The sequence below is a fragment of the Mesorhizobium sp. ANAO-SY3R2 genome (genome assembly GCF_042466635.1).
In the GTDB taxonomy this organism is placed as follows: Bacteria; Pseudomonadota; Alphaproteobacteria; order Rhizobiales; family Rhizobiaceae; genus Aminobacter.
In genome coordinates, this window is record NZ_CP159955.1 from 1,418,270 (window position 1) to 1,435,334 (window position 17,065).

The window sequence follows — 17,065 nt, forward strand, 5'->3', positions numbered from 1 at the left end:
GATAGAAGCGCGTTTTCCCGGCCAAGTAAATCAAGTTTGTCGTAATTGCAGCGATGCTGCGGATGTGCATTTTGTTGGCGTTTCGATTGGTGTTGCTTGGTCGCTCAGCCGCGATACTGGCCGCGCAGCAATATGTCGAGGCCGACTGCCATCACCTTTGCCGATTGCACCATGTCGTCGATTCCAACCCACTCATCGGGCCGGTGGGCGAGGTCGAGGATACCTGGACCATAGGCGATGCAATCGTACAAATGGCCGATACGGGCGACATGTTTCTGGTCGTAGGTGCCCGGCGAGATCACATATTCCGGTTCCTTGTCGAAAATCTCACGAATTCCCCTGGCGATCGCCGAGACCACCGGCGCGTCACGCTCGGTCATCAGCGGCTGCACCTCCATGATGTCGCGGATCTCGTAGTCGAACTTCTTTCGCTCGCGCTTGAGGCGGTCGAGGATGCCGGTCACTTCGCCCTTCACGTCGGCGATGTCTTCTTCCAGCAGGAAGCGGCGGTCGATGGTGAGGCGGCAGGAATCGGGCACGTTGGGCGAGGGCAGGCCGGGGCGGAAGTCATCGGTCTGGCCGCCATGTAGGGAGTTTATGTTCATGGTCGATCGTCGCGCGCCCTCGGGCACGACGGGCATCCGCGTCGTCTTTTGGTCAAGGACGGGAAAGAGTTCACGCTCGAAGGCTTCCAGCACAGCGCCCATGTGACGCACGGCGCAATCGCCGAGGAACGGCATCGAGCCATGCGCGATCTCGCCCTTGGTCTCGATTTCCGCCCACCAGACGCCGCGATGGCCAAGGCAGATGCGGTCCTTGTTGAGCGGTTCGGGGATGATGACGTGGTCGACCTTTGGTTTCGAGAAATAGCCCTTGCCGGCGAGATAGGCGACGCCGCCAAAGCCACCGGATTCCTCATCGACCGTGCCGGAAATTTCGATGGCGCCCGGAAAATCCGGGTTCACGTCCATGAAGGCTTCGGCGGCGATGATCGACGCGGCGAGGCCGCCCTTCATGTCGCAGGCGCCGCGCCCGTAGACACGCCCGTCGCGGATGACGCCGGCGAACGGATCGACCGACCAGCCTTCGCCGGCCTCGACGACGTCGATATGGGAATTGAAGTGGACAGTCTGGCCGGGGGAGCGGCCATCGAAGCGGGCTACCACATTGATGCGCGGGAAACGGTCGGTGTCGCCGGGCGTGCCCTCGGCCCTGATATATTCGACGCCGAAGCCGCGCCTGGCCAGGCGCTTGCCGATGAACTCGGCGCAGGGGCCGTAAGCATCGCCGGGCGGGTTGATGGTCGGAAAGCGGATCAGTTCGGCGGTCAGCGCGGCCAGTTCGTCGCGGCGGTCGTCGATGGTCTCGAAAAGCTTGTCATACATGCGGTCGACACGTGTCTCTTCTGTCCAAATCGACGGCCAGTCTTGCGCATCCGCTGAGCCGTGTCGAGCACCCGGGCCAATCGGCCCTTGGGCCAGCCTGGGCACGCCACGGCGCTCGGAAAGCCGGAGACATCAAATTGCCGCTACTACAGGTGTCGCCGCTGGCTGGCCTCCTCGCTCGCGCTAGATCTCCCGGACTTACTGTTCTTCATGATTCACTTGATGCCGAAATGAAAACTGCCGTTTGGAGGAGTGTGACCAATGTGCAAGGCGCTCTTCATGGCCGCAGCCTTGGCGTCTGCCGGAATCCCGGCGCAGGCATTTGCGGACATACTCGTGGCGAGGATCGACTTGTCGACGCAGTTGATGACCGTCAGCATGGATGGAGAGGTGATCTACCACTGGCCCGTGTCGACCGCGCGGCGCGGTTACGTCACGCCGCGTGGCTCCTGGCGCCCGAAGCGGCTGGAGCGGATGTGGTATTCCTCCAAGTACGATGACTCGCCGATGCCATATTCAGTTTTCTACAATGGCGGATATGCGATCCACGGCACCGGGGCAGTGAGGCAGTTGGGCCGCCCGGCATCGCATGGCTGCGTGCGACTGCGGGTCGGCAATGCAGCGCGGTTCTATTCGCTGGTTCAGGAAGTGGGTGCGCGCAACACGCGGATCGTTGTGACGAACTAGACCGAGTGGAAGTGCCGCCGATTTTCTGACCTCTTAACTGCCGAAGACACGGAAATACACAAATCGTTCTCGGCATCTGGTAGGATTCTGTTGCTGAATTGTATCAGTTCATTTGCAAAAACACGGATTGGGCAAAATCACGCCGGATCGATATTCTCGATCATAGAAGTCGGCGCTAATATTAGTTAGTCGCCGCGCGGCTATGGAAATAGCGCGCACCAACTAGATCGTTCGCTGATTTCAGTCGGGGTGACAGGCATGGGAAAGGCCAGGGGGTGGGGGCTCCCTGGCCTTTTCATTTCCGCCACATCTTTGGGCAATCAGACTAAACTGCTCTTCGGGCAGAGACAAAATTTGCCGTAGACTGCGGTTCTTGGGCATTTCCTTTCATGAAATGCCCCGGTAGGACTCCTGCGGGGGAGTTCATTGATGACGTCAGAACCACGCGTCGCACTTTCGGAGCCTGTCTCCGACGAGGTCCGCAAGACCACATGCTACATGTGCGCCTGCCGCTGCGGCATCGAGGTGCATCTCAAGGACGGAAAGATCCGTTACATCGAGGGCAACCGCGACCACCCGGTCAATCGCGGCGTCCTGTGTGCGAAGGGCTCCGCCGGCATCATGCAGCACTACGCACCGGCGCGGCTCAAGGCGCCGCTGCTCAGGACCGGTCCGCGCGGTTCAGGCCAGTTCAAGGAGATCTCCTGGGACGAGGCGCTATCGCTGGCGACCAACTGGTTGGGCGAGGTGCGCCAGAACGATCCCAAGAAGCTGGCGTTCTTCACCGGGCGCGACCAGTCGCAGTCGCTGACCGGCTTCTGGGCGCAGCAGTTCGGCACGCCCAACTATGCCGCGCATGGGGGCTTCTGTTCGGTCAACATGGCCGCCGGTGGCATCATGACCATCGGCGGTGCGTTCTGGGAGTTTGGCGCGCCCGATTGGGATCGGACCAAACTGTTCGTCATGTTCGGCGTGGCCGAGGATCACGATTCCAACCCGATCAAGATCGGCATTTCCAAGCTCAAGCAGCGCGGCGCCCGCTTCGTTTCGGTCAATCCGGTGCGCACTGGTTACTCGGCCGTTGCCGACAACTGGATCGGCATCCGCCCCGGCACGGATGGGCTTCTGATCCTGTCGGTCGTGCATGAATTGCTCAAGGCGCGGAAAATCGATGTCGACTACATCGTCCGCTACTCGAACGCGCCCTGGCTGGTGATCGATGCGCCGGGCACGGCCGAGCATGGGCTGTTCGCACGCGACGGTGAGGGCAGGGTCCAGATCTTCGAGACGGTGACCGAACATGTCGTTCCGCTCGGCACCAAGGGCGCGCGGGCGGCGCTTTCCGGCCGCGTCGAACTGCCTGATGGCCGCTTTGCGGTGCCGGCGTTCCAGCTTCTGGCCGAAAAGTATCTCGATCCCCAATATGCACCGGAGGTGGTCGCACAAGGGACTGGCGTTTCCGCTGATGTCATTCGCGGGCTGGCTGCTGAGATCGCACGCGTCGCCTTCGATGAAGCGATCAGCATCGACCAGCCATGGACCGACATGAACGGCGAGCGTCACGAAGCGTTTGTCGGTCGGCCGGTCTCCTTCCATGCCATGCGCGGGCTTTCGGCCCATTCGAACGGCTTCCAGACGGCGCGCGCGCTGCACATGCTGCAGGTGCTGATCGGGGCGGTAGACTGCCCCGGTGCCTTCCGCTTCGAGCCGCCCTATCCCAAGCCGGTCGAAGCGCATCCGACGCCGCATGGCAAGGCCGAGCATTTCGGCTCCAACAAGCCGCTTTCGGGGCCGCATCTTGGCTTTCCACGCGGGCCGGAAGACCTTCTGGTCGATGCCGAAGGCCGGCCGATGCGCATCGACAAGGCGTTTTCCTGGGATGCGCCGATCTCGGCGCACGGACTGATGCACATGGTCATCGCCAATGCGCATGCCGGCGATCCCTATCCGATCGACGTGATGTTCCTCTACATGGCCAACATGGCCTGGAACTCGTCGATGAACACTGCGGGCGTCATCAAAATGCTCGAGGACAAGGACCCGGCGACCGGCGAGTACCGCATCCCCAAGATTATCTATTCGGATGCCTACTCCTCCGAGATGGTCGCCTATGCCGACCTGGTGCTGCCTGACACGACCTATCTCGAGCGCCACGACTGCATCTCGCTGCTCGACCGCCCGATCTCCGAGCCCGACGCGGTGCAGGATGCAATCCGCTGGCCGGTGGTCGAGCCCGACCGCGACGTGCGCGGCTTCCAGACGGTGCTGCTCGATCTCGGCGCGCGGCTCAGGCTGCCCGGTTTCGCCGACAATCACGGCCATGCGCTCTACAAGGACTATGCCGACTATATCGTTCGCCATGAGCGCCGGCCGGGTATCGGGCCGCTGGCAGGTTTTAGGGGCAGCGACGGCGACCGCACCGGGCGAGGGGCGATCAACCCGGACCAACTCAACCGCTACATCGAGAACGGCTCGTTCTTCTCGGCGCATATCCCGCTCGAGGCGCAGTTCTTCAAGCACGCCAACAAGGCCTATCAGGATTTTGCCGTGCGCATGGGCTTCTTCGACGAGCCCAAGCCGGTGACCTTCCAGCTCTACCAGGAGACGCTGCAGAAGTTCCGCCTGTCGGCCGAGGGCCTGCGCGAGCCGGTGGCGCCTGAGACGCATCGCGAGCGTATCCTCGCGACCTTCGATCCTCTTCCGGTCTGGTATCGCCCGTTCGAGGAAGCGGCCGTCAGCCGCGAAGAGTACCCCTATCACGCCATTACCCAGCGGCCGGCGGCGATGTACCATTCCTGGGGCTCGATGAATGCCTGGCTCAGGCAGATCCATACCAGGAACCCGCTCTATGTGCCGGGTCCGATCTGCGATGAGATCGGGTTGGTCGATGGCGACTGGGTCTGGGTGATCTCGCATCGCGGCCGCATCAAGGTCGAGATTGCCCGCATGGAGGCGGTCAATTCGAGCACCATCTGGACCTGGAACGCGATCGGCAAGCGCAAGGGCGCCTGGGCGCTCGACAACGATGCTCCGGAAGCCAAGAAAGGCTTCCTGATGAATCACCTGATCCACGAACTTCTGCCGCCCAAGGGCGACGGAATGCGCTGGTCGAACTCCGATCCGATCACCGGCCAGGCTGCGTGGTACGATCTTCGCGTGCGCATCGAAAAGGCCGAGCGTGCCGAAGCAAGCGAGCCGCAATTCTCCGCGTTGGCGCAGCCTCCTGGCGAACCCCATCCGCAAGAACTGCGCTACGGGCAGGAGTGGGCGAAATGACCAGCCTGCCGTCACTTCCCACGCCCAAAAAACTTGGGCTGGTCATCGATCTCGACGTGTGTGTCGGCTGCCATGCCTGCGTCATCAGTTGCAAGGAATGGAACACCGGCGGCTATGGCTCCGCGCTTTCGGACCAGGAACCCTACGGCGCTGACGTCTCCGGCACCTTCCTCAACCGCATCCATACCTTCGAGGTCGTGCCCGAGGGCGGGCAGGTGATCGGCGAGGCGGGCGAAGCGCGCATCGTGCATTTCCCCAAATCCTGCCTGCATTGCGAGGACGCGCCTTGCGTCACCGTCTGCCCGACCGGCGCCTCCTACAAGCGCGCCGAGGACGGCATCGTTCTGGTCGACGAAAGCAAGTGCATCGGCTGCGGTTTGTGCGCCTGGTCCTGCGCCTATGGTGCACGTGAGATGGATCTGGCGGCCGGCGTGATGAAGAAATGCACGCTATGTATCGACCGGGTCTATAACGAGACGCTCAAGGAGGTCGACCGCGTGCCCTCCTGCGTGCGGACCTGTCCGGCCAACGCCCGGCACTATGGCGATCTTGCAGATCCGAATTCGGATGTCTCACGCATGGTGGCCGAGCGTGGTGGCTTCGACCTGATGCCTGAGCAGGGCACGCGCCCGACCAACAAATATCTTCCGCCACGCCCGCGCAAGCCGCTCGCCTCAAGCGCCAGCTCTGCAGTGCTTGCCGAAAACACCGACGGAGCCAAAGGCTTCTTTGCCTGGCTCGACGGCATGCTGGACCGAATCTGAAAAATGCATCCTGCACCTTCCATCATCATCTTCACCACGCTTTCCGGCCTCGGCTACGGCCTCGCCGCCGTGCTCGGTCTCGGCCTTCTGGAGCCGGCCGCCATGGCCACCAAGATCGCCCATGTCGCAGCACTCCTGATGATCGCCGGAGGGCTGCTGTCGTCGACGCTGCATCTCGGCAATCCCCAGCGTGCCTGGCGCGCCCTGTCGCAGTGGCGCTCGAGCTGGTTGTCGCGCGAGGGCGTGATGGCGCTCCTCACCTTCGTGCCACTGACGATCTCCGCATGGCTGTCGGTGGTCGAGGGGCGCCATGTTCCGCTGGTCGGGCTCGTCGGGGCGGCCCTATGCGTCGTGACGGTCTACTGCACGGCGATGATCTACGCTTCGCTGCGGGCGGTGCAGGGATGGAATACGGGGCTTACGCCGATTTGCTACCTGTTGTTTGCCGCAGCCGGTGGACTGCTGCTCGCGACTGTGGCGGCATTCGCGTCGGGCGGCCCCGGGGGCTTGTGTGCCGCGCTCGCGCTCGTTGCGGTGGTCGCTGCTTGGGGCGCCAAGACAATTTGGTGGAACCGGCTGCGCTCGCTGGTGCCGCTGTCGACGCCGGAGAGCGCCACGGGGCTAGGCAATATCGGCCGCGTGCGGCTGTTCGAGCGCCCACATGTCAACGAAAACTACCTGACGCGCGAAATGGGCTTCAAGGTCGCCCGCAAGCATGCCCTCAAGCTGTCTAAGTTGGCGCTAGTGGCAGGGGGCGCCTTGCCGGTGCTGCTGATGATTGCGGCAATCGTGGCGGGAGTCGGGGGCGTGGCGGTCGTGGCTGCCGGGCTCGCAGTGTTCTTTTACGCGTTGGGCCTGGTCGTCGAACGCTGGCTTTTCTTCGCCGAAGCGCGCCACGCCGTCATGAACTACTACGGCGGCTGATCGTTCAAACGTCGGGGGCTGTCGGTGCCGTCGCTGCGTGCGGCTTGCGGCGCTTGCCGTTGGAGAGGATCCAGCGCTTGTGGAACCACATCCATTGGCCCGGATCCTCGCGGATCCAACGCTCGACGGTGTCGTTGAGCCGCTGTGTCGTCGCCTGCACGTCAACCGAACCGTCGGCGCGGCGGGGCAGGACCAGCTTGTCCTCGACAGTGAGCCGATAGCGGTTGCCTGGCAGTCTTATGCAATGCGCCGGATAGACATCGCAGTCATAGTGGCGGGCGAGCATGGCGAGCACCGGATTGGTCTCGCAGTCGCGGTCAAAGAATTTCGTCCTGAGGCCGCGGCTGAATTTCTGGTCGACCAGCACGCCGATATTGCCGCCCCGGTCGAGGATGCCAGCCAGCGCGAAGGAAGCGCCGCGCTGGGAGGCGAGCAGGTCGCCCATATTGTCGCTGCGCGCCGAAAAGATGTATTCGGCGAGATAGGGGTTGTTCGGTGGGCGGAACAGCGAGGTGATCTTCATGCCGAAGGTGGCGGCGGCGATCGGCAACAGTTCGAAATTGCCGAGATGGCCGGTAAAGACGATGTGCGGCTTGTCCTCGCTGGCAATCTTGATGAAGTGCTCGATGCCGGACACTTCGATGCGGCCGGGCGTCGTGGCGTGGGGATCGTAGTCGAAAATCTGCCCGAGGAAGATGTACTCCGCCCCGAGCCGGCCCATGTTGCCCCACATGTCCAGGGCGATGGATTCGATCTCGGCGTCGCTCTTTTCCGGATAGGCGTTGCGCAGGTTGTCCAGCGCCACGCGATGGCGGCCGAACCACGGACCAAGCGTGCGAGCCGCGCGGTCTGCGAAATTCAGCGCCTTGTCGACCGGCAAGAGTCTCAGCAGCTTGAGCGCCACCAGCGCAATCTGTGCAACCAGCCAATAGTTGAACATGCGAAGCCGCCCCATGATCCGCATGACCGTGGGGTTGGGAATCTTGCTGGCTTTCTTCCGGGGCAACGCCTGACGATCCTCAGTCGATGCGAAGGATGATCTTGCCGAACACGTCGCGGCCTTCCATGCGCTTGAGCGCCGTGTCGATGGAGCCGAAATCGACCTCGGTGTCGATCACCGGCCTGACCAGGCCCGCTGCCATCTTCTGCATGGCGTTGGCCATGTTTTCCATGCGGCAGCCGAAGGAGCCGAACAGCTTGAGTTGCTGCTGGAACAGCATCATCAGGTTGATTTCGGTCGAAACGCCCGAAGTCGAGCCACAGGTGACGAGGCGGCCGCCACGCTTGAGGCTGAACATCGAACCTGCCCAGGTATCCTTGCCGACATGCTCGAAGACGACGTCGACGCCCTTCTTCTTGGTCAGCTTGCGCACCACGCCCTCAAACCGGTCTTCGCGGTAGTTGATGACATGATCGGCACCGAGTGCCTTGGCCTTCTCGATCTTGTCGTTTGAGCCGACGGTGGTGATGACGGTGCAGCCCATCTTCTTGGCAAGCTGGATCGCGGCCGAACCAATGCCGGAACCGCCGGCATGGACAAGGATGGTCTCGCCCGGCTCAAGCTTGGCATTGTCGAACAGCATGTGCTCGACCGTGCCGAAAGTCACTGGTGCGACCGCAGCGCCGATGGCGTCGACGCCAAGCGGGGCAGGCACCAAAAGGCGCGCCGGCAGGTTGATCTTTTCCTGCGCGAAGCCATCGAGGTGGAAGCCATGCACGCCGGAGACGTGCTCGCAGAGATTGTCGCGGCCTTCGCGACAGGGGCGGCACAGCCCGCAGGTGCGCGCGCCATAGATTGAAACGAGCTGCCCGGGCGCCAATCCGGTGACACCGGGGCCGACTTCGGCGACTTCGCCGGAGGCTTCCGCACCGATGACCAGCGGCATCTTGCGCTTGGCGAAGGCCATGCCGCGCCAGCCCCAGACGTCGATATGGTTGAGCGCCACGGCCTTGATGTTCAGGGTCACTTCGCCAAGGCCGGGAGGCGGCGGAGGGGCGATATCGACCTGTTCGAGCCGGCGGTCGTCGACGAGCTGCAATGCGCGCATGGTGTCGCTAAATCCTTGTTTCTACAGCGCCGCGCGTCCCTTTCGATCCGCAAAGGACGCTGTAGCACCTTTAGACGGTGCATGATTCTTTCTGAAAACCACTTCCGATTTTCAGGGTCATGCACTGGAACGTTGAAACGGTCGCTTAGACCGGTTCCCGCGCCATGACAAGGCAGGTGTTCTGGCCGCCGAAGCCGAAGGAGTTGGAAAGCACGGTGCGAACCTCGGCCTTCCGCATCACATTCGGCACCACGTCGAGCTCGATCGAAGGATCGGGATTGTCGTAGTTGATGGTCGGCGGAATGACGCCCTCGCGCATGGTCATCAGCGAGAAGGCGGCCTCGATGGCGCCGGCGGCCGACAGCGTGTGGCCGATCATCGACTTGTTCGATGACACCGGAATCTTGCGGATACGCTCGCCGAATATGGTCGACAGCGACAGGTGTTCCATCTTGTCGTTTTCAGGTGTCGACGTACCGTGGGCGTTGACGTAGTCGATCTCGTCCTCGCCGAGGCCAGCGTCCGCAAGGGCCGCCTTGACCGCGCCGATGGCCGGCGAGCCGTCGGGCTTCGAGCGGGTGCGGTGGAAGTCGTCGGACTTTTCGCCGCAGCCGCGCAGGATTCCGAGAATCTCGGCGCCACGCGCCAGCGCGCTCTCGAGCGATTCGAGAACCAGAGCCGCCGAGCCTTCGGCAAGCACGAAGCCGTCGCGGTCCTTGGAGAAGGGCTTGGACGCCTTTTCCGGTACGTCGTTGTTGGTCGAAAGGGCGGAGAGCAGCGAGAAGCGGATCAGCGCCTCGGCGGTCGCGGACCCATCTGCGCCGATCGACAGCGCGCGGTCGCATTCGCCGCGCCGGATGGCCTCGACGCCGAGCTGGATGGCGGTGGCGCCCGATGCGCAGGCGGTCGAGGTGGTGATAGGTAGGCCGCGCGTGCCAAAACGGTCGGCTAGGCGATCGGCGATCGATCCGAACTGCGAGCTGTCGAACATGTCGAGCGAGTTCAGGCCACGCGCCACCTTGAGCAGACGCTCCGAGGCCGAGCCTTCGTTGTCGCCGGCGTAGAGCGCAAAGCGGTCGCGCCAGTCGAGTTCGACCGGCGGGGAGGCGAGGAACAGCGGTCCATCGAAATCGGCAGAAGCAAATCCGGCTTCCTCGATTGCTTCCTTCGCAGCGGTCTCGGCCAACTCATAGGTCAGCGCGCTGGCACCCTTGGTGCTCGAAGGCAGGAAATCGACCATTCCCGAAATGCGGGTGTTGAGGTGGTCGACCGGAAACCGGGTGATCGGGTGGATCCCGGATTTTCCTGATGTCAGCGCCGCCCAGTTATCGGCCTTGCCGACGCCGAGCGAGGTGACGACGCCGATGCCGGTGACGGCGACGACGGGTCTGCCGAGGTGATCCTTCAGATTGGCCATGTTCTGTCCTGACACCCTTCAGCGCGGCGCGGAGACGAGCGCCATGCCTTCGAATTGGTGATAGCCGACTGCAGTTGCCAGCACATTTGTCGGCTTGCCTGCAAAAGTCTTTTCGCCTGGCTCGAACGCCGGATAGCCGGTGCCACGTTCGACGGCGAGGGCGGCAAGCGCCACGGCGAACGGGAACTGCGCTTCCTTCATGTGCCCGGTCAGCGAGGAGAGGGCGCGTGCGGCGATTGCGGTATTGGCGTCGAACGCAGCCTTTTCGGCGGCGGTCGCGGCATGCGCACCGGAGGCGCCGGAGATCGTCAGCAACTCGCCGTCAGGCAACTGGGTCTTGGCCAGCAGTTCGGCGATGCCCGACGTAAGTCCGCCATTGCGGCGCTTGGCGCGTCCAGAAACCACTGGTCCCAGCTCGGCGTAGATCTTCTGCCCGCGGCCTTCCGCATGTTCGCGGGATTCAAGCACGAGGAACGCGCCGCCCGAGCCGCTGACGACGCCGCCGCCTTCCGAGCCCTGGCGCTGCCACACGGGCTTCCACGGACCGCGATGCAGGTAGCCGGCCAGTTCGTAGCCGAGCAGCATGTCGGAATGCTCTGTCTGGAAGGCGCCGCCGACCAGCACATGGGTCGACTGGCCCGATCTGATGCGTGCAGCCGCCGTCTCGATGGCCGACACGCCAGCGCCTTCCTCGCCCATGAAGGTGCGCGAGGAGCCGGTGACCTTGTGGACGATCGAGATGTTGCCGGCGAGCAGGTTGGAAAGCTGAGCCAAAAACAGCGTAGGCCTGAGTTCGGTGGTCAGCTTCTCATTGAGAAGCATGTCGTGGTCGGCGCGGTTTTCGGAAGCAGCCAGAACGCCGGCATCGACGGCCTCGTCGCGTTCGCCGCCACCAGCAGCAACCACCATGTCCATGGTCGCGCTCAGTTCGTCATTGCCCTTGATGCCCGCATCGTCCAGCGCCATGCCGGCCGTGTAGGTGCCCAGCCGCTGCCAGGTTTCCATCTGGCGCTGGTCACCGCGCTTGGCGATCTGCAGGCCCCAGTCGATCTCCGGCAAGGGATGGATGGAGTAGGGCGGGAAGCGTCCCGCATCGATCACCGGCTTGGTGTCCGGTGCGGTCAGCTTGTCCCAATGGGCAGCGCCGCCTTCCCCAAGCGAGGAGACGAGGCCGATGCCAGTGATGACGACGTCGCGATTGGCCATGGACAGCTTCGGCGTGCTCAGGCGGTCTTGGCGGCGACGAGCGCGTCGATCTTGGCGCAGAGGTTCTTCATGACGAAGTACTCGTCGGTCGAGGCCTTGCCGTCATTGACTTCCTGCGTCCACTTTTCGAGCGGCACCTTGATGCCGAATTCCTTGTCGATCGCAAAGACGATGTCGAGGAAGTCGAGGCTGTCGATGCCGAGATCGTCGATGGTGTGGCTCTCGGGCGTGATGGTGTCGATATCGATCTCGCTGGTCTCGGCTATGATCTTGGCGACTTTGTCGAATGTCGTGGACACGGCTTTTCCTTTGATGAGGCGGTCATGAACCCGAAGCAGATTCTGCACTATGGTTTTGTGGGCTGTCTAATCGGTTTTTCCGGACAGGAAAAGGCCAAATCCTGCGCTTTGGCCGCGACGCCTGGCCCCGTACCCTGCGGAATGCAGGACTGGCATGCGGCTAAAAGACGATACGGCCAAGCACATGCAGCTTGTCTCCTTGCAGGCCGACGATCAAGGCTTCGCCTTCGCGCGCCGACGTTCCGGTCAGTGCCTGTATGTTTTCGAGGTGGGTGACGAGCACGATGTTGTCTGAGCCCGAGTAGCTGCGGATGATGTCCATGACGGCGGCGACATCGGCTTCGGCGGTCGCTTCGGTTGGTTTATCGAGCGCCGGCATAGGCTCGACCTTCTGGTCGTCAAATGCCAGACGCGCCGTCTCCAACGTCCGGCAATAGCGGCTGGCCAGAACTTTCTCTACAGGCGCGGCGCGGGCGGCGAACAGCGCGCCGATCTTGCGCGCCTGCTGGCGGCCGCGCTCGGACAGGTTGAGCTGGGTAGCGCATTTTTCGATGTCGAAGTTTGGCGGCTCGACGGTGCCGGTGGTCATGGCGTTGCGCAGCAGCACGACATGGCCGCCATTGCGCAGCAACGCCCAACCGGCCTCGGTAGCCTGGGCAGGCAACGCAAAAGACAAAAGGAAGATGGCAATAGCAATTCTGAGCATGAAGGATCCTGGCCGGCGTTGCGGATATAGGGATGTCAAAGCCGATTGAAAGGCAAGGCGACGTGTTCAAGACGCGGCATCGTCGGCTGGCGTACCCGGTGCCAATGGGGCGCTGGCCTCATATCACATGGCCAACGCGACATCCGGAACCGCCATCGCCGCGGCCTTCCGGCTGACGCTGCAACGCCGGGTTTTGGACAGCGCTGGCCCAAAGTATTTGTGCCATAATGAGGTTGATCGGCGGCCTTGCCGCGAGCTACTAGTCTGGATCGACTAGTCCGCAGTGGGAGCTGTACGCACTGACGCGTCCGGGACGGTCGTCAAGTTCAAGTCTGCGTCCATCCGACGCCCTAAAAGGAGGCGAAGCCATGCTTCAGAAAACCAGCCATTTCATGCGGCAGGCCAATCTCATCAACGGCGAGTGGGTGCAGGCCGATTCCGGCAAGACCATCGACGTCATCAACCCCGCGACGGGCCTCAAGATCGGCACCGTGCCGAGGTCGGGTGCAGCCGAGACGCGGCGCGCCATCGAGGCCGCCAACGAGGCGTTCAAGACCTATCGCAAGACCTCGGCGCTCGAGCGCTCGAAGCTGCTGCGCAAGCTGCACGACGCCATCATGGACAACCAGGATGTGCTGGCCGAGCTTTTGACCATCGAGCAGGGCAAGTCGCTGACCGAGGCCAAGGGCGAGATCGGTTCGTCGGCCGCCTACGTGCTCTGGTTCGCCGAGGAAGCCCGTCGTGCCTATGGCGATGTCGTGCCGTCGCCCTGGGCCGACCGCCGCATCCTCGTCACCAAGGAACCGGTCGGCGTCATCGCCGCGATCACGCCTTGGAACTTCCCGTCCTCGATGCTGTCGCGCAAGCTCGGGCCGGCACTCGCCGCCGGCTGCACGGCAGTCGTCAAGCCGGCCTCGCAGACCCCGTATTCCGGCCTTGCCTGGGGCGCGCTGTGCGAGGAAGTCGGCTTCCCGAAGGGCGTGGTCAACGTTCTGACCGGTTCGGCCGGCGAGATCGGCGACGAGATCTGCGCCAACCCGCTGGTCAAGAAGATCACCTTCACCGGCTCGACCGAGATCGGCAAGCTGCTCATTGAAAAGTCAGCCTCCACGGTCAAGAAGGTGTCTATGGAACTGGGCGGCAATGCGCCGTTCATCGTCTTCGATGATGCCGACATCGATCGGGCGGTCGAAGGCTCGATCACTGCGAAATACCGCAATTCGGGCCAGACCTGCGTCTGCACCAACCGTTTCTTCGTTCAGGCGGGAATTTACGACAAGTTCGTCGAGAAGTTTGCCGCAGCTTCCAGCAAGCTCAAGGTCGGCTCCGGCCTCGATGAAGGCGTGCAGCAGGGCCCGCTGATCGACGAAAAGGCAGTCGAGAAGGTCGAGGAGTTCATCTCCGACGCCACCGCCAAGGGCGGCAAGGTCGTTGCCGGTGGCAAGCGCCACGCGCTCGGCGGCTCGTTCTTCGAGCCGACCGTGATCGCCGATGCTACACCCGCGATGAAGTTCATGAAGGAAGAAATCTTCGGGCCAGTCGCGCCGGTCTTCAAGTTCGAGACGGAAGCGGAGGTCATCAAGTTGGCCAATGACACCGAGTTCGGCCTGGCCTGCTACTTCTATACCGGCAATCTCGGCCGCGCCTTCCGTGTCATGGAAGGGCTGAAATACGGCATGGTCGGCGTCAATGAAGGCCTGATCACCACGCCCGAGGCGCCATTCGGTGGCGTCAAGGAATCCGGCCTCGGTCGCGAAGGCGGGCATCAGGGCATCGAGGACTATCTCGACACCAAATATGTCTGCATCGGCGGGCTGGGTCTCTGAATTTAGTCCTTTCGGGTATTCGAAAGCGCGCGACATCTTGGAAGGTGTCGCGCGCTTTCCTTTTAGGAAGAGGCGTTTGCCAGTTTCTTGCGCTGAGACATTGAGTCCGGAGATGCAGGTAAAGTGTTGTTTCAGAAGCTTTTTGCCTTCTGGTGAATGACGGCTGCGGGTTTTCCTTGGTGGAGTTTGGAGCGCCGCTGCGCCATGGTTCTGGCTGGCGAATCTGATGCCTGGCAAGGCAAGACGGGGCGCAGTCGTTGGCAGGAGCGGGGAGATAGCGAATTGACTTCAACGTGGCGCATGGTTGTCGGGGGGATCGGGCTGGTGGCGCTGGCGGTTGGTTTCCTCGCTATCGTTTACCTGACCGCGCCGGCAGCACCGGGGCCGGACCTTGCGCGCTCGAAGAACTCGGCCAAAGGCGTATTCTCGGTGGAGATTGCTCCTGAGGCTGGCGACATCAGGCAAGGCGAACTGCATTCCTGGGTGGTGACGGTCAAGACGCGGCAGGGTGCACCGGTTGAAGATGCCACGATCACCATCGGCGGCGGCATGCCCGAGCACGCGCATGGCTTGCCGACCAGCCCGCAGGCGACGGCCTATCTCGGCGACGGGCGTTATCGCATCGAGGGTGTGAAGTTCTCCATGGGCGGTTGGTGGCAACTGAAGTTGGCGATCGAGGCTGCCGCGGGAACTGACGAAGCCACGTTCAACCTGGTGCTCTGAGGCCATGGCGCGCGGTCTGCCCAGACGGCTGATTGCGGCGACCGCGCTGGCCGCCACGCTGGCAGGCTGCAGCGACGCGGACTTTAGCGATGCCGAAAGGCGCACCATCGCCGCGATGTCGCTTTCCGCACTTGCGCCGCTGCCTGCCGATCCGACTAATCGCTTCGCCGACGATCCGGGTGCCGCCGCGCTCGGGGCAACGCTGTTCTTCGATACAGGGTTGAGCGGTGATGGCAATGTCGCCTGCGGCACCTGCCACAAGATCGATCGGCAGTTCCAGGACGATCTGCCGCGAGGCGTAGGCGTCGGCCAGACGAACAGGCGGACCATGCCGCTGGCCGGGGTGGCGCGCGATCCATTCCTTTTCTGGGATGGCCGGCGTGACAGCCTGTGGGCGCAGGCGCTGGTTCCGCTCGAAAACCCACTCGAGCATGCGGGCACACGAACCGCTTATGCCCACTATCTCAAGCGCCGTTTCGGCGAGCGCTACGAGCGCATCTTCCGCCCGTTGCCTGACCTGTCTGGCCTGCCTGCGAACGCTGGACCAGTTGGCACACCGGCGGAGCAGTCCGCCTGGGCGGCCATGACCGACGAGCAGCGGCAAGACATAGACCTGATATTCTCCGACATCGGCAAGGCACTGGCCGCTTTTGAACGGTCGATCACTCATGGCGAGACGCGCTTCGACCGGTTCGCGAAGACCGTCGTAACAGGCGCTTCGCCTTCGGACGATGCCATGCTCTCGGATGAGGAGAAACTCGGCCTGAAACTGTTCATCGGCAAGGCCAATTGCTCGACCTGCCACACCGGCCCGCGCTTCACCGACAGCCATTTTCACAATACCGGCGTACCGCCGGTCGAAACGCTGCCTCTGGATCGCGGGCGCATCGCAGTCGTGGATGAAGTTCTGACCGATCCGTTCAACTGCTTCGGGCGCTTTCGCGACGGCAGCGACGAGGCCTGTGGCGAGCTGCGTTACATGCAGAAGTCGTCGCCGGAGCTGGTGCGCGCCTATAAAACGCCATCGCTACGCGGTGTGGCCGACCGTCCGCCCTACATGCATGCTGGGCAGTTCGCGACGCTTGAGGATGTCGTCGGCCATTATGCCAAGGCGCCGGCCAGCATCGAGGGCGAGTCCGAAGTCCATCCGATTTCGCTCTCCGATCGCGAGCGCGCCGCGCTGGTGGCCTTCCTGAAGACCTTGTCGGACTGAGCTCAGCGGTCCTTGACCGTCTCCATCGCCACGAAGGTCGAAGTCTGGGCGACGTGGGGCAGGGCGGAGATGCGCTCGCCGAGCACGCGCCGGTAGGCGGCGATGTCCTTGGTGCGAACCTTGAGCAGATAATCGAAGCTCGCCGCCATCATGTGGCACTGCTCGATCTCGCGCACGCCCTGAACCGCACGGTTGAAATCGTCGAGTGCCGCCGAGCGCGTATCCGAAAGCTTGACCTGGACAAAGGCGACGTGGCCTTCGCCCATGCGCTCGCTGTCGATGATCGCCTGATAGCCCTTGATGAAGCCATCCTTTTCGAGCCGCTTCACGCGCGCTTGCACTGGGGTCTTGGAAAGTCCGACTTTTGTGGCAAGCTCGGACATCGACAGGCGACCGTCACGCGTCAGCGCGAACATGATGTTCCGGTCTATGCGGTCCAATTGGTCTTCTGCCATGGGATCTGCGGCTCAAATGACAATGACTTCGTGGTGAACGTAGGCGTTTTGACCTGCGATGTCGAACTATTTGGACCGGCCGGAGTTCGAGCCATGTGTTAACTTTCGGCGAAAGGCTCGGCCGCAAGTTTCCGCC

General features: G+C 62.8%; 15 protein-coding genes. 7 read left to right on the forward strand and 8 right to left on the reverse strand.

Annotation, left to right across the window (positions count from 1 at the left end; translation table 11 throughout):
• Positions 1–104: 104 nt before the first annotated feature.
• Positions 105–1,385 carry an acetylornithine deacetylase/succinyl-diaminopimelate desuccinylase family protein gene (locus ABSY17_RS11600; RefSeq protein ID WP_378950462.1) on the reverse strand — a complete coding sequence of 427 codons (1,281 nt, stop codon included), beginning with the start codon at positions 1,383–1,385 and terminating at the stop codon, positions 105–107.
• A gap of 261 nt (positions 1,386–1,646) precedes the next feature.
• Here ABSY17_RS11600 and ABSY17_RS11605 point away from each other — a divergent pair, with 261 nt between their 5' ends.
• The 4 genes from ABSY17_RS11605 (at position 1,647) to ABSY17_RS11620 (ending at position 7,036) form a co-directional block, all read left to right on the forward strand.
• Positions 1,647–2,072 carry a L,D-transpeptidase gene (locus ABSY17_RS11605; protein WP_378950465.1) on the forward strand — a complete coding sequence of 142 codons (426 nt, stop codon included), beginning with the start codon at positions 1,647–1,649 and terminating at the stop codon, positions 2,070–2,072.
• A 429-nt stretch (positions 2,073–2,501) separates the two neighbouring features.
• Complete coding sequence (locus tag ABSY17_RS11610; RefSeq protein WP_378950468.1) at positions 2,502–5,348, forward strand: molybdopterin oxidoreductase family protein; 2,847 nt, start codon at positions 2,502–2,504, stop codon at positions 5,346–5,348.
• On the forward strand, positions 5,345–6,112 hold the full coding sequence (locus ABSY17_RS11615) for a 4Fe-4S dicluster domain-containing protein (RefSeq protein WP_378950471.1): 768 nt from the start codon (positions 5,345–5,347) through the stop codon (positions 6,110–6,112). The genes ABSY17_RS11610 and ABSY17_RS11615 overlap by 4 nt, the downstream gene beginning before the upstream one ends.
• A gap of 3 nt (positions 6,113–6,115) precedes the next feature.
• Entirely contained in the window at positions 6,116–7,036 is a 921-nt protein-coding gene (locus tag ABSY17_RS11620) for a dimethyl sulfoxide reductase anchor subunit family protein (RefSeq protein ID WP_378950474.1), read from the forward strand.
• Between the two features lie 4 nt (positions 7,037–7,040).
• Here the strand turns inward: ABSY17_RS11620 and ABSY17_RS11625 are convergent, their stop codons facing one another.
• From ABSY17_RS11625 to ABSY17_RS11650, 6 genes are all read right to left on the reverse strand, one after another.
• Entirely contained in the window at positions 7,041–8,000 is a 960-nt protein-coding gene (locus ABSY17_RS11625) for a lipid A biosynthesis lauroyl acyltransferase (RefSeq protein ID WP_378952610.1), read from the reverse strand.
• A gap of 55 nt (positions 8,001–8,055) precedes the next feature.
• Entirely contained in the window at positions 8,056–9,084 is a 1,029-nt protein-coding gene (locus tag ABSY17_RS11630; RefSeq protein WP_378950477.1) for a zinc-binding dehydrogenase, read from the reverse strand.
• 145 nt (positions 9,085–9,229) lie between these two features.
• Positions 9,230–10,501 carry a beta-ketoacyl-ACP synthase gene (locus tag ABSY17_RS11635; protein ID WP_378950480.1) on the reverse strand — a complete coding sequence of 424 codons (1,272 nt, stop codon included), beginning with the start codon at positions 10,499–10,501 and terminating at the stop codon, positions 9,230–9,232.
• A gap of 18 nt (positions 10,502–10,519) precedes the next feature.
• Positions 10,520–11,707 carry a beta-ketoacyl-ACP synthase gene (locus ABSY17_RS11640; RefSeq protein WP_378950483.1) on the reverse strand — a complete coding sequence of 396 codons (1,188 nt, stop codon included), beginning with the start codon at positions 11,705–11,707 and terminating at the stop codon, positions 10,520–10,522.
• Positions 11,708–11,724: 17 nt separating this feature from the next.
• Positions 11,725–12,006: an acyl carrier protein gene (locus ABSY17_RS11645; RefSeq protein ID WP_378950486.1), complete on the reverse strand. Its 282-nt coding sequence runs from the start codon at positions 12,004–12,006 to the stop codon at positions 11,725–11,727.
• A 160-nt stretch (positions 12,007–12,166) separates the two neighbouring features.
• Positions 12,167–12,712 carry a histidine phosphatase family protein gene (locus tag ABSY17_RS11650; RefSeq protein WP_378950489.1) on the reverse strand — a complete coding sequence of 182 codons (546 nt, stop codon included), beginning with the start codon at positions 12,710–12,712 and terminating at the stop codon, positions 12,167–12,169.
• A gap of 368 nt (positions 12,713–13,080) precedes the next feature.
• Here ABSY17_RS11650 and ABSY17_RS11655 point away from each other — a divergent pair, with 368 nt between their 5' ends.
• From ABSY17_RS11655 to ABSY17_RS11665, 3 genes are all read left to right on the forward strand, one after another.
• Positions 13,081–14,538: an NAD-dependent succinate-semialdehyde dehydrogenase gene (locus tag ABSY17_RS11655; RefSeq protein WP_378950492.1), complete on the forward strand. Its 1,458-nt coding sequence runs from the start codon at positions 13,081–13,083 to the stop codon at positions 14,536–14,538.
• A gap of 282 nt (positions 14,539–14,820) precedes the next feature.
• On the forward strand, positions 14,821–15,261 hold the full coding sequence (locus ABSY17_RS11660) for a FixH family protein (RefSeq protein ID WP_378950495.1): 441 nt from the start codon (positions 14,821–14,823) through the stop codon (positions 15,259–15,261).
• Between the two features lie 4 nt (positions 15,262–15,265).
• Complete coding sequence (locus ABSY17_RS11665; RefSeq protein ID WP_378950498.1) at positions 15,266–16,474, forward strand: cytochrome-c peroxidase; 1,209 nt, start codon at positions 15,266–15,268, stop codon at positions 16,472–16,474.
• A gap of 2 nt (positions 16,475–16,476) precedes the next feature.
• Here the strand turns inward: ABSY17_RS11665 and ABSY17_RS11670 are convergent, their stop codons facing one another.
• Entirely contained in the window at positions 16,477–16,929 is a 453-nt protein-coding gene (locus tag ABSY17_RS11670) for an Lrp/AsnC ligand binding domain-containing protein (RefSeq protein ID WP_378950501.1), read from the reverse strand.
• Positions 16,930–17,065: the final 136 nt, after the last annotated feature.

What these genes read in the sequence shown, in the direction of transcription:
- ABSY17_RS11600 (WP_378950462.1), bottom strand. Translation starts at nt 1,385, where the DNA reads ATGTATGACAAGCTTTTCGAGACCATCGACGACCGCCGCGACGAACTG.
- ABSY17_RS11605 (WP_378950465.1), top strand. Translation starts at nt 1,647, where the DNA reads ATGTGCAAGGCGCTCTTCATGGCCGCAGCCTTGGCGTCTGCCGGAATC.
- ABSY17_RS11610 (WP_378950468.1), top strand. Translation starts at nt 2,502, where the DNA reads ATGACGTCAGAACCACGCGTCGCACTTTCGGAGCCTGTCTCCGACGAG.
- ABSY17_RS11615 (WP_378950471.1), top strand. Translation starts at nt 5,345, where the DNA reads ATGACCAGCCTGCCGTCACTTCCCACGCCCAAAAAACTTGGGCTGGTC.
- ABSY17_RS11620 (WP_378950474.1), top strand. Translation starts at nt 6,116, where the DNA reads ATGCATCCTGCACCTTCCATCATCATCTTCACCACGCTTTCCGGCCTC.
- ABSY17_RS11625 (WP_378952610.1), bottom strand. Translation starts at nt 8,000, where the DNA reads ATGCGGATCATGGGGCGGCTTCGCATGTTCAACTATTGGCTGGTTGCA.
- ABSY17_RS11630 (WP_378950477.1), bottom strand. Translation starts at nt 9,084, where the DNA reads ATGCGCGCATTGCAGCTCGTCGACGACCGCCGGCTCGAACAGGTCGAT.
- ABSY17_RS11635 (WP_378950480.1), bottom strand. Translation starts at nt 10,501, where the DNA reads ATGGCCAATCTGAAGGATCACCTCGGCAGACCCGTCGTCGCCGTCACC.
- ABSY17_RS11640 (WP_378950483.1), bottom strand. Translation starts at nt 11,707, where the DNA reads ATGGCCAATCGCGACGTCGTCATCACTGGCATCGGCCTCGTCTCCTCG.
- ABSY17_RS11650 (WP_378950489.1), bottom strand. Translation starts at nt 12,712, where the DNA reads ATGCTCAGAATTGCTATTGCCATCTTCCTTTTGTCTTTTGCGTTGCCT.
- ABSY17_RS11655 (WP_378950492.1), top strand. Translation starts at nt 13,081, where the DNA reads ATGCTTCAGAAAACCAGCCATTTCATGCGGCAGGCCAATCTCATCAAC.
- ABSY17_RS11665 (WP_378950498.1), top strand. Translation starts at nt 15,266, where the DNA reads ATGGCGCGCGGTCTGCCCAGACGGCTGATTGCGGCGACCGCGCTGGCC.
- ABSY17_RS11670 (WP_378950501.1), bottom strand. Translation starts at nt 16,929, where the DNA reads ATGGCAGAAGACCAATTGGACCGCATAGACCGGAACATCATGTTCGCG.